7 protein-coding genes are annotated in these 11,885 nt (G+C 64.2%); 4 read left to right on the plus strand and 3 right to left on the minus strand.

Annotation, left to right across the window (positions count from 1 at the left end; translation table 11 throughout):
* Positions 1-67 precede the first annotated feature (67 nt).
* Entirely contained in the window at positions 68-6,367 is a 6,300-nt protein-coding gene (locus tag O7A60_RS13675; protein WP_337106771.1) for a kinesin, read from the minus strand.
* Between the two features lie 275 nt (positions 6,368-6,642).
* Between O7A60_RS13675 and O7A60_RS13680 the strand changes: the two genes are divergently transcribed.
* The 3 genes from O7A60_RS13680 (at position 6,643) to O7A60_RS13690 (ending at position 8,598) form a co-directional block, all read left to right on the plus strand.
* A complete protein-coding gene (locus O7A60_RS13680; protein ID WP_140503663.1) occupies positions 6,643-7,011 on the plus strand; it encodes an Hpt domain-containing protein in 369 nt (122 codons plus the stop codon).
* A gap of 145 nt (positions 7,012-7,156) precedes the next feature.
* On the plus strand, positions 7,157-7,477 hold the full coding sequence (locus O7A60_RS13685; protein WP_027144910.1) for a 2Fe-2S iron-sulfur cluster-binding protein: 321 nt from the start codon (positions 7,157-7,159) through the stop codon (positions 7,475-7,477).
* Between the two features lie 89 nt (positions 7,478-7,566).
* Positions 7,567-8,598 (plus strand): NAD(P)/FAD-dependent oxidoreductase, encoded by a 1,032-nt coding sequence (locus O7A60_RS13690; RefSeq protein WP_337106772.1) that lies wholly within the window; start codon positions 7,567-7,569, stop codon positions 8,596-8,598.
* Here O7A60_RS13690 and O7A60_RS13695 read toward each other — a convergent pair whose 3' ends face one another.
* On the minus strand, positions 8,599-10,080 hold the full coding sequence (locus O7A60_RS13695; protein ID WP_337106773.1) for an MDR family MFS transporter: 1,482 nt from the start codon (positions 10,078-10,080) through the stop codon (positions 8,599-8,601).
* 221 nt (positions 10,081-10,301) lie between these two features.
* Positions 10,302-10,922 carry a DUF922 domain-containing Zn-dependent protease gene (locus O7A60_RS13700; RefSeq protein WP_027144913.1) on the minus strand — a complete coding sequence of 207 codons (621 nt, stop codon included), beginning with the start codon at positions 10,920-10,922 and terminating at the stop codon, positions 10,302-10,304.
* Between the two features lie 114 nt (positions 10,923-11,036).
* Here O7A60_RS13700 and folP point away from each other — a divergent pair, with 114 nt between their 5' ends.
* Complete coding sequence (folP, locus tag O7A60_RS13705) at positions 11,037-11,885, plus strand: dihydropteroate synthase (RefSeq protein WP_337106774.1); 849 nt, start codon at positions 11,037-11,039, stop codon at positions 11,883-11,885.

The raw sequence follows: 11,885 nt of genomic DNA on the forward strand, positions 1-11,885 counted from the left end.
CTTCATGGGCTTTGTCAAACTTGCCGCTATCGCTATCTGGCTCAGGTAGTTAAATCGTCACTACGCCCTAGTGCAGGCGGCCGCTGGCATGGGCCAGCATGGTGTAGACCTTGCCGGTATCCGACGTGAGATAGGTCTGCGCCATGATGTTGTCGCGGTCATTGCGCGAGACATCCTTGAGCAGCTTCTCGAAATCGTCGCAATAGCGGTCGACGGCAGCGCGGAATTCGGCCTCCGCCTGGTATTTGCGGCGGATTTCGTCGAACGTCTGCTGGCCTTTCAGCGTGTAGAGCCTGCGCGTGAACACGTCACGCTCGCCACGCCGATAGCGGTTCCACAGTTCGATCGAGGCATCGTGGTCGATGGCCCGGGCGATATCGACGGACAGCGAGTTCAGCGATTCCACGACATGCAGCGGCGAACGCTGGGCAGGGGCCGGGCGCGGTGCTTCCGCGGGCGCCTGGGGGGCCGCCGGCCTGAGCTCGGCATCGTTCGACGCGGCGGTCAGCAGATCGCGCACCCAACCGCCTTGCGGCGCGCGGGCAGTGGCGTCGGCGGCACGCTGGCGCGGTGCCGCCTCCGCAGGACGCTCCAGATCGAGCGTGCCACGCAGTCCCGCGCCGCCCAGCGGTGCCTGTGGCGGGCGCAGATCCGCCTGCGGCTGTGCCGGGGCACGACGGGGCGGCTCGGCGGCGCGTGCGGCCGGTGCCTGCGGCGCCGGGCGCAAGGGGCGCGGTTCCGAGGAGTCGCCACCACGACCGGATTTCGCAACGATATCCGAAAGCTCCTTCAAGGCGTTGATCTGCTCGGAAACGGCGCGGCGGATAGCCGAGGTCGATTCCTTGGCCTCTTCCGGCATCTCGATGACGCCTTTCTTGAGCTCGGCGCGGGTGAGGTCGAGTTCGCTCTTGATCGAGCCCGCCGTGCGCCGCATTTCCTCGGTCGCATCGGCGAAGCGCTTGGTTGCCGACTCGACGACATCGGTGATGGCGTTGCGGATCTTGTCGGCCGATTCCAGCGTCTTGCCTTCGGCGTTCTGCAGCGTCTGGCCCACGAGGCTTTCGAAAGAACGCATGACCCTTTCGAGATCTTCCGACTTCTTGACGAGGCCGACGGCGAGATCCTCGAGCGACGACTGTCTTTCCAGCGTGTGTTCGAGGTTGCTCTGGGCCGAGCTCAGGAGGTCGGAAGCGCCGGCGAGCAGACGGCTGTGTTCGTCGAACTTGGTGGCGATCGAGGCGACTTCGCGCAAGGTCGACGACGACAGTTCCGTCAGCCTTGTCGTGTTCGAATCGACCAGACGCGCCGAGCTGGCAAAGGTCTGTGCCGCCTTTTCGGTGGTCGCAGCGAAGCTTTGCGTACTGCCGGTCAGACGTTGGTCGACCTCGCCGAGGTTGACCGCGGCCTGCTCGATCAACTGACCGAGCTGCGAGCTGGATTTGGTCATGCGGCCGATGAGATCGGCGACGCTGTCGGACAGCGAAGAACGGGCGCCTTCGACCGCCGACAAGGTTTCGGCGGTACGGCTGGCGAGCGCGTTGACCAGGGTCGCATTCTCGCTACGCAGCTTCTCGGTCGCGCGTTCGGTGACTTCTTCCATGCTCTTTTGCAGTTCCGAGCCGCCCTGGGCGAAGCGCTCGACCAATGGCCGCGCGGTTTCGTCGAGGATCTTCGACATCTCGGCGGACCGCGCCGCGAGCATGGTGTTGAGTTCGCGGGTGTTGGCACCGATCGTCTTGGCGGCATCATTGGTGCTCTGGCCGATATGCTGGCCGACCGCGGTGAAGGTTTCCGCGATCACGTTGGCACGCGATACGAGTTGCGCCTCGGCGGTCGACACCTGCTCGTTGAGCCTCTGGCCCATCGTCTCGGCAGTGTTGGCGAGCCGGTTTTCGACGCCGGCGATCTGCTCTTCGACTCGGGCGGCGGCGGCCGCCGCGCTCGACGCGAGACGCTCGTCGGCGCCGGCGAGCGCCTGCTCGATTTCGCGGGCATGCACGGCCAGTTCCTGGCCGGTCTGGCGCGCGCGATCGGCAACCCTCTGCTCGGTGCTTGCGAAGGCGCCGACGATGGTCTGCGCATGCTCGCCGATCGTCGAGGTGCTGTCGGCGATGCGCGAAACCAGGCGCTGGTCGGCGTCGTCGAAGATGCGGGCGATTTCGGACGCCCGGCTGGACAGCGCGCCTGAACCCTCTGCGATGCGCGAGACCAAATGCTGGTCGGCGGCGTCGAAGATGCGGCCGAGGTCCGACGCACGGGCGGCGAGCGCCTCGGCGGATTCGCCGATGCGCATGCCGAGCCGCTGGTCGGCGCTTTCGAAGTTGCGCAGGATGTCGCCGGCGCGGGCGGCCAGCGACTGCGCCGTCTCCACGGCCCGGGCGACGAGCTTCTGGTCGGCCGCGTCGAACGTGCCGGCAATCTCGCTTGCGCGGGCGGCCAGCTGATCGGCGGTCTCCTGGGCCCGGGCGGCGAGCTTCTGGTCCGCCATGTCGAAGGTCCCGGCGATCTCGCCAGCGCGAGCGGCAAGCTGATCGGCGGTTTCATGGGCGCGGGCCAGCAGCGAGCTGGAGGTGTCGTCGGCGCGGGCGAGCAAGGCGTTCGACGTATCTTCCGCACGGGCGTGGAGGCGCCGATCGGCCTCCTCGAAGGTGCGGGCGATGTCTTCGGCCCGTGCCAGCAGGGCGGCGGACGTCTGTTCGGCACGCTCGGCGATCTTGCGATCGGCGTCACTGAAGGCGGCACCCGCCTGCTCGTGCAGCGTGCTGGTGACTTCCAGGACCTTTTCGCGCAAGGCGCCGGCGACGAAGACCGCGCTCTTCTCGAGCACGCTGCGGACGTTATCGACGCCAGTCGAGAGCGCGCGCTCCATGGTGCCGGCGCGTTCCTCGATGATGCCGGTCTGGCGGCTGAACGCCTGCTCGATCTTGTCGACATCGGCAGCAATCGCGGCGGAAATGTCCGTGCTCCTGGCCGCGATCTGGTCGATGTGGCCGGACAGCGAGCGATCGACGTCCTTGCGGGTCTCGGCGAGCTTGCCGAGATCGTCTTCCAGCGCGCGGCTGAGCATATTGCGGCCTTCGGACAACTTGCCGACATGTCCAGCGATGATCTCATCGATATCGCCGCGGCTTTCGGCCAGCCTCTGCAGGTCGGCTTCGAGAGCGCGCTTGAGAATGTCGCGGCCCTCGGCGAGCTTCTCGACCTGGCCGGCGACCAGACCGTCGATGCTGGAGCGGCTCTCGGCCAGCTTGGCAAGGTCGGCCTCCAGCGCGCGCTTGAGGACATCGCGGCCTTCAGCGAGCTTCTCGACCTGGCCGGCGACCAGACCGTCGATGCTGGATCGGCTCTCGGCCAGCTTGGCGAGATCGTCCTCCAGCGCCTTCGACAAGGTCGAACGCTCCTCGACAAGCCGTTCCGCGTGATTGTTGACGTGCCCGCTAACGGTCAGCAGGTCGGCCTCAAGCGCCTTCGACAGTGTCGAACGCTCCTGGACAAGCCGGTCCGAATGGCTGTTGACAAGGCTGTTGACGGTTTCGAGATCGGCCTCCAGTGCACGGGCGAACTGGGAGCGATCGTCGACCAGTTTCTGGGACTGGTCGGCAACGGTGTTTCTGACCGTGTTGAGGTCGGCCTCCAATGCGCGGCGCAGGATGTCGCGACCTTCGGCCAGCTTCTCGACCTGGCCGGCGACCAGCCCGTCGATGCTGGAGCGGCTTTCGGCCAGCTTGGCGAGATCGTCCTCCAGCGCTTTCGACAAGGTCGAGCGATCCTGAACCAGCCTGTTCATGTGATCGGCGATGACGCTGTTCACATTCTGCAGATCGGCTTCCAGAACGCGCGAGAGCTGTCCGCGATCCTCGGCCAGTTTGTCCGACTGGCTCGATATGACGCTCTTGATCGTGTTGAGGTCGGATTCCAGCGCACGCTTGAGGATGTCGCGGCCCTCGGCCAGCTTCTCGACCTGGCCGGCGACCAGCCCGTCGATGCTGGAACGGCTTTCGGCCAGCTTGGCGAGGTCGGCTTCAAGCGTCTGCGACAGCAGGCTGCGGTCTTCTGCCAGGCGCCCGGAATGGCTGTCGATCAGGCCGCGTATGCCCGACAGGTCGTTTTCGAGCGAACGGCCGAGCTGCGAGCGGTCTTCGGCCAGTTTTGCCGAATGCGCCTCGATGAGGTTCTTGATGCCGGCAATATCGTTTTCCAGCGCCTTGGCGAGCACCGCGCGGCCCTCGGCGATCTTCTCGACCTGGCCGGCGACAAGGCCGTCTATGTCGGCGCGGCTGTCGGACAGTTTGCCAAGATCAGCTTCCAGGGCGCGCGACAGGATGTTGCGGCCTTCAGCCAGCTTTCCGACATGTCCGGCGACCATTTCATCAATGATCGTACGAGCTTGCACCAATTTACCAGAGTCTTCGTTGAGAGCCAGAGAGAGCCGGTTGCGGCCTTCTTCCAATCGTTCGAGATGACTGCCGAGCGACGCATCGATAGCGGCGCGCGATTCGTTGACCTTGCGCAGGTCTTCTTCGAGCGCACGCGCTATCAGGCCGCGGCCTTCGGCCAGCTTCTGCACCTGGTTGGTCACGGCGGCATCGATGCCGGCGCGGCCCTCGGCGAATTTCTCCAGGTCCGCCTGCATGGCGGCCGCCATGCGCTCGCGGCTCTCGGAGAGCTTGCGGCTGTGGTTTTCGACGGCTTCCTCGATACCGACGCGCGCATCGGCAAGCCGCTGAATGTCGGCGTCGAAGGAGCGCGACACGACGTGGCGGGCTGCCTCCATGCGGCCGGCGAAATCGCTGGCGCGCGCTTCGAGCATGGATGAGGTCGAGGTGACGATGTCGGCCATGTCGGCGCCGATCTGGGTCTTGCCCTGATCGATCATGGCCGACAGCGTGTCCTTGCTCTCGGCGAAGGTGTGGGCGATTTCACGCGCACGCTCGACCAGCGTTTCGTTGATCTGGCGGGCACGGGCCTCAAGCGCGGCATTGAGCTTCTGGGTGCCGGTATCCAGCGCTTCTGCGCGGGTCTGGAACTCGCTGATCAGCGCCTGGCCCCGTTCGGCCAAGGTGCGCTCGATGCCGTTGAGACTGGCTTCGAACTCGGAATTGAGGGTGCGTGCGGCGCCGCCGAGCAGCGACACCATGCCGGTGGTGCGGTCGTCGAGCAGGTCGGTCAAGGAACGGGTCAAGCCGTCCGTGGTGTCCGTCAGCTTGGCGATACGGGTGTCGAGCAGGCTGGCGAAAGCCTCGCCGGAGGTTGAAAGCCGGTCGGTGATGTTGTCGAGGCGGCCCTCCACGGAGTCGAAGATCGACATCGAGCTTTCGTTGATGCGGTCGATCAGCGTGTCGCCGGAATTGGTGATCGTCATCGACAGTTTGGTCGACGCATTGAGGATGCTGTCGCGGATGATGTCGCTTGCCGCGCCGATTTCATCGCGCAACGTCTCGTGGGCGCCGGAGATCGAGGCGCGGACGCGTTCGGCATGGGTGACCACCGCTTCGCGTTCGCTGCCCAGTCCGTCGACCAGCGACCTGATCCGGGTTTCGTTTTCCGAATAGGAGCGCTCGATCTGGTTGACCTCGCTGTGGACCAGCGTTTCCAGTTCGACGGCACGGGCAAGGGTGCGTTCGATGCCTTCGCCCATTGCGGCCACCTCGCGGCGGACGGCCTGGCCGATCATCATGACCCGATCCTGAGCCATGTTTTCCGGCTCGGTCAGGCGGAAAGCCACTTCCGTCATCGATTGCGCGGCGATGCGCATGTCCTGGGCGCGGCGAATCATCGCCGCGAAGGCCCAGAACAGGATGACGGGCACGATTGCCGCGACGGCGAGGCCGATCAGTTCGGGGCGGGCAAAGAACTGGTCCAGCGTGCGTATCCGCCAGATGCTCGGTCCAAAAAGCAGGTTGGCCAATCCGCCGGCGCCGGCGATCCAGGCGAGCGAGACAAAGGCGATGACCCAGTAGATGGTGTTGGAGGCGCGCCTGTTCAGGCTGTGCAGAAGGGTCTTGTAATCTTTCTGGCGATCATCGTTGGCTGGGGCGAAGCCGGCGGGCTGGCCACCATTGCGCGTCTCCACCGGGCGAAGTTCGGCTGGCTTGGCCATTGGCGCGGGCCTGGCGCCCTGAGCCATTGGCGCGGGCTTGGCGCCTTGAGCCTGATTGACGACGGGCGCCGCCGGCTGCTGATTGCGTCCCTCGCGTGCCAGCTCGTCGGCGGCCTGGGATATCTGCGCTTCCAGATCTTCCATCGAAGCGGCGATATCGAGGTCGCCGCCGTCGGCATCGCCGCTCAAGTCGAGATCGAGTGCTTTTTCGAGTTCCCTGGCTACGTCGCTGTCGAGATTTCTGGTCGTCGTTGGTTTCTTCGCCATGCCTTCGCTACCCTGTACTAGCTGCCGCGGGGGCTTATAATTCTGTTTGTCTTACCCCCGCGCAGGAGGCTGAAAATGGACCCTCGTATCGTAATGACACAGGGGGGTAAAGAAAACATGCATTCCGCGGGATACGTAAAACTTTAAATATAAGGTTAACGCAACCGTGATTGGGGCGCCGCTTTCGCAACATTTTTCCCGGCCATTCATTAACCCGTTGTCCACTGGAATCGCCTAGTTTTTCAGGGCGGCCGAAGAAAATGGAGTTCGAGTTCATGCGTGGCGAAAGCGGCATTGCCTTCTCAATGCCCGGGGGCGACGTATCGGGAACGAGGCAGTCCCGGCCGGTCGATTTGGCACACCTTGCCCGGCAAACGATGGGCGACCGCGCCCTCGAGCAAGAGGTGCTGGCGCTATTTGTACAGCAGGCATTATCGGTGCGCGACAAAATAGTCGATGCCGACATCAAGGACCGGCTTCTGCTGGCTCACGGCTTGAAAGGGTCGGCCCGCGGGGTGGGCGCCTTCGCCATCGCCGATTGCGCCACCGATATCGAGCACCGGCCGGAGGATGTCCAGACCCTCAAGCGGCTCGGCGGGCTGATCGACGAAGTGCGCGACTTCATCGCCGCCATCAGTCGCTGATTCCGGTTTGCGACAAAAACGTCACGGAGCGCCGCTTTCGCGCGGCAGTTGACTTGTTTGCCGGAGTGATTATCTCGGGCGAAATTCCCTTTCGTCCCGGGCGAACCTCCCCTTCGTCCCGGGCGAAACTCCCTTCAGGTGACAAATGACCAAACTGACCTTCATCGCCCATGACGGCACACATTTCGACGTGGATGCCGAAAACGGTTCGACGGTCATGGAAAACGCCATCCGCAACGCCGTGCCGGGCATCGAGGCGGAGTGCGGCGGCGCCTGCGCCTGCGCGACCTGCCATGTCTATGTCGACGAGGCATGGACGGCCGAAGTCGGCGAGCCCGAGGCGATGGAAGAAGACATGCTGGACTTCGCCTATGAGGTCCAGCCGAACTCGCGCCTGTCGTGCCAGATCAAGGTGCGCGACGCTCTCGACGGCCTGATCGTGCGGGTTCCCGAACGTCAGGGCTGAAATCCAACATCGGCGATTTTTCCCGCTGACGCTTGGCAGCGGGCCAACGGTCATGCAGTCTCGCCTGGACTTTCGCAGCGAGGCGCATCATGACCGGCATCATCAGCACAGACGTCCTCATTGTCGGGGCAGGGCCGGTCGGCCTGTTCGCCGTATTCGAGCTCGGCCTGTTGGACCTGAAGTGCCATCTGATCGACATTCTCGACAAGCCCGGCGGCCAATGCGCGGAACTCTATCCGGAAAAGCCGATCTACGACATTCCCGGCTGGCCCTCAATCTCGGCGCAAGGGCTCGTTGACAAGCTGCTCGAGCAGGTTGCGCCGTTCAAGCCCGACTTCACCTACAACCGCATGGTCTCCAGTCTCGAAAAGTTGGACGACGGCGGCTTTCGCGTGACCACGGACGAGAACGAGGTGTTCGAGGCCAAGGTGCTGGTGATTGCCGCCGGCGGCGGCTCATTCCAGCCGAAGCGCCCGCCAATTCCCGGCATCGAAGCCTTTGAAGGCACGAGCGTCTTCTATTCGGTCCGCCGGATGGAGGATTTTCGCGGCCATGACCTGGTCATCGTGGGCGGCGGCGACTCGGCGCTGGACTGGACGCTGAACCTGCAGCCGGTGGCAAGGAGTGTGACGCTCGTTCATCGGCGGCCGGAGTTTCGCGCGGCGCCCGACAGCGTCAACAAGATGTACGCCATGCAGGAGATGAAGCAGCTGGAATTCAGGGTCGGCCAGGTGGCCGGACTTACCGGGGCCGATGGCCAACTGGCATCGGCCACGATCAAGGGCGGTCCGGATGGCGACATCGAGGTGTCTTGTACGCGCATGCTGCCGTTCTTCGGGCTGACCATGAAGCTCGGCCCGATCGCGGAATGGGGGCTCAATCTCCACGAGAACCTGATTCCGGTCGATACCGAGAAATTCCAGACATCGGTGCCCGGCATCTTCGCGGTGGGCGACATCAACTGGTACCCGGGCAAGCTGAAGCTGATCCTATCGGGTTTCCACGAGGTGGCGCTTATGGCGCAGGCCGCCAAGCGCGTCATCAGCCCCGGCGAACGGATCGTGTTCCAGTACACGACTTCGTCGACCAGCCTGCAGAAGAAGCTCGGCGTCTCGGGCTAATTATTCCGCCAGGATCGGCGCCGGATCGTCGACGTGGCCTCGAAGTTCTTTCTCGGGCATCAGGGTCAGCGCGATGAGGCCCAGTCCCAGAGTGCCGGCCGCGACGAGGAAGATCATCGCGAAGGGTTCGGCCGATACGACATGTCCGGCCATCTCAACGCCTTCACCGGCCAGCGGCAATCCGAAGCCCAGAGCGACGGCGCCGAGCATCGCGACCCCCAATGCACTGCCCAGCGAACGCAGAAAGGTAAGCACCCCAGTCGCTACGCCAAGATGCATTCGGTCGACGGCGTTCTGCACGGATACGGTGGTTACCGGAAACGTCGTACCGGTTCCCAGCCCGATACAGATGGTCAGGACTTCGACGACAAGCAGCGATGAATGGCCGGCGACAAAGGCCAGCAGGCCCATGCACAGGATTGCGAAGATGACGCCGACCATGGCGATGCGCTTGTAGTGGGTGAAGCGCGGTATCAGGCGGCCGCTGGACGCGGCGCCGCCCACGGTTCCAAGCAGTAGGCCAAGCATTGCAATGCCCGACTCGCTCGCCGTCAGGCCAAGTATCGATTGCAGATAGACAGGCAGATAGACGGCAAGGCCGACGCTCGCGGCCTGGAGCAGGAACATCGACAGAGTGCCGGCCAGGACGATCGGGTTGCCCAGTACCTCAAGCGAAATGAGCGGTTCGCCCGCCCGCGTCAGCCGCAGGGCAAAGGCGCCCCAGAAAAGCGCGGAGCACGCCAGGACGCCAATGACTTCCGGCGATAACCAGGGATAGGCGCTGCCGCCCCAGTTCAGCGCCAGCAGCAACAGCGCCGTGGCGACGATGAGCAGCAATGCGCCGAGACCATCGATGCTGTGATTCTTGGCCGCGATCGGCAGCTTCTTGAGCGGCTTGTTGATGATCGCCATCGCAACAAAGCCCAGCGGGATGTTGATCCAGAAGATGAGGGACCAGTGCAGATGTTCAGCAAAAGTGCCGCCCAGCAGCGGCCCGGCGACGCTGGCAACGGCCCACGTGCCCGAAAACCACGCCGCATAGCGCGCCCGTTCGCGCGGCGGGACAAGGTCTCCGACCACGGTCTGCGTCAGCGCGAAAAGGCCGCCGCCACCGGCCCCCTGGATCGCGCGCCCCAGGATAAGGACGAACATGTTGGGGGCCAGTGCGCTGACCAGCGATCCGGCGAGAAAGATGAGGATTGCCGCATAGACGGTCGGCCGCCGTCCATGGACGTCGGAAATCTTGCCGTAGAGCGGTGCCACGGCGGTTGCGGTCAGGAGATAGCCGGTGACGATCCATGGCAGATATTCGGCATGGCCGAGAGAGCGCCCGATGGTCGGCATGGCGGGTGCGACGATGGTCTGGTCGAGGGCTGCCAGCAGCATCGACAGGAGGACGCCGCCGATGATGGCGTTCTTTTCGCTTTCGGTCAGCGGCGCGCTCGCCGCCGCCACGGCCTGCTTGTCGACAGCCTGGTCCATAATTCTCGTCCATGCGCTTTGCGCTGCCGCATCGGGTCTGTCTGGTGCATCCGCGGTGCGATCGATCGTGATGCTCGTGTTTCCAGCTTGTGCGCGTAGCAACCCTGGATATGTCGTTCCGTATAGGCCTATTTCGACTAGTGCTCGAAAAAAAATCGAAACTGGCACTACGCTTCCGCCCGGTTGGCTTGCATCCAGGCCAACGGAAGCGGTGAGGAAATTCAGGTCGGCGGCGGCAATCGGCCACTTCCGATGCGCTCCATCCTGTAGCGCATCAGCCGCAGGATGCGGCTTTCGAAATTGGCGCCTTCGACAAGGTCAAACCGCACCTGATCCTTATCGTGTCTGGCTAGCTGGACCGCCGTGATCTCGGCGGCCTTGGCCTTTGCCGCATCGCAATCCTTCTGCGGATAGCTTGCCTTCAACGCGTCTTCGAGTGCACGGCCGTGGTTCTTGGCGATCTCGACATGGCGGTCTTCATGGCGCTTGATGTCGGCCGACAATGTATCCCAGAACAGCCGCACGTCGGCATCGGCTTTGCGCGGCCGGCGCCATTCGGGGAGGATCACCTTGACCTTGACGGTCACGACCGCGTCGGCGATCCGGCAGGAGCCGGACTGGCTGGCGTAGCTGATGCGTGTCGTGAAAGCCATCTGGGTGGCGCCAGGGTGGCGCGATCCCGTGCTTTTGACTTGCGGCCCGTGTTTGGCGAGTTGCTGCTCGATATCCTCCAGCGTTCTGCCGCCGATGGCGAAATAGCTGTATGTCTTCACCAGATTGGCCGCATCCGCCGGAACGGCGGCGGTAAGCAGCAGTGCGCAGAGCAGGGATCGTGTCATCATGTTGCCTCTTCTGTCACCTTGCTTTACGGCCTTTGCCGGCGCAACGGAACTGATCCGATGCGGATCACACATCGTTGATGACCTCTTGGTTGATGAGCCCATGGTTGATGCGCAATGACGGCGGGGCGATGGCAGCTGGCGCATGGGCGCCATCTCGGGCTTGGCGGCAAGGCCGTGGTGGTCGGCATCCTCAATGTCACGCCCGACAGCTTCTCCGATGGCGGCCTGTTTGATGCTCCCGAAACCGCGCTGGTCCAGGCGCGCCGCATGATCGGGGAAGGCGCCGCAATCATCGATGTCGGCGGAGAATCCACCCGGCCGGGCGCCGCCGCGATTTCGGCCACCGAGGAGCAGGCCCGTATCCTGCCGGTGATCGAGGCGCTGGCGCGTGCGGGCGAGGTGCTGATCTCGGTCGACACCTATCGTGCGGACACCGCGCGGCTCGCCGTGGCTGCCGGCGCGCACATCGTCAATGATGTCTGGGGTCTGCAGCGCGAGCCCGACATTGCGCGAGTGGCGGCCGAAACCGGCGCCGGGCTCGTCATCATGCATACCGGCCGGGATCGCGAGAAGCTTCCCGACGTGATCGCGGACCAGCTGGCGTTCCTGGGGAAATCGCTGGAGATCGGGCGCGGGCAAGGTGTCGCCGACGACCAGATCGTGCTCGACCCCGGCTTTGGTTTCGCCAAGGAGACGGCGGAGGAAAACCTCGACCTGATGGCACGGTTTTCCGAGCTTGATGCACTCGGCTTCCCACTGATGGCCGGTACGTCGCGGAAGCGCTTCATCGGCACCGTCACCGGTCGCGATGCAGCCGACCGGGCAGCCGGGACGGCGGCGACCAGCGTCATTCTCCGGCTCAAGGGCGCGCATCTGTTTCGCGTCCATGATGTCGCAATCAACGTGGACGCGCTGGCCGTGGCGGATGCTATGCTGGCGCGGGAAACCGGATCGGAACGCTGA

This window comes from Mesorhizobium salmacidum (SeqCode), assembly GCF_037179605.1.
Lineage (GTDB): Bacteria > Pseudomonadota > Alphaproteobacteria > Rhizobiales > Rhizobiaceae > Mesorhizobium > Mesorhizobium salmacidum.

What these genes read in the sequence shown, in the direction of transcription:
- O7A60_RS13690 (WP_337106772.1), top strand. Translation starts at nt 7,567, where the DNA reads ATGACCGGCATCATCAGCACAGACGTCCTCATTGTCGGGGCAGGGCCG.
- O7A60_RS13700 (WP_027144913.1), bottom strand. Translation starts at nt 10,922, where the DNA reads ATGATGACACGATCCCTGCTCTGCGCACTGCTGCTTACCGCCGCCGTT.
- O7A60_RS13680 (WP_140503663.1), top strand. Translation starts at nt 6,643, where the DNA reads ATGCGTGGCGAAAGCGGCATTGCCTTCTCAATGCCCGGGGGCGACGTA.
- O7A60_RS13685 (WP_027144910.1), top strand. Translation starts at nt 7,157, where the DNA reads ATGACCAAACTGACCTTCATCGCCCATGACGGCACACATTTCGACGTG.
- O7A60_RS13695 (WP_337106773.1), bottom strand. Translation starts at nt 10,080, where the DNA reads ATGGACCAGGCTGTCGACAAGCAGGCCGTGGCGGCGGCGAGCGCGCCG.
- O7A60_RS13675 (WP_337106771.1), bottom strand. Translation starts at nt 6,367, where the DNA reads ATGGCGAAGAAACCAACGACGACCAGAAATCTCGACAGCGACGTAGCC.
- folP (WP_337106774.1), top strand. Translation starts at nt 11,037, where the DNA reads ATGACGGCGGGGCGATGGCAGCTGGCGCATGGGCGCCATCTCGGGCTT.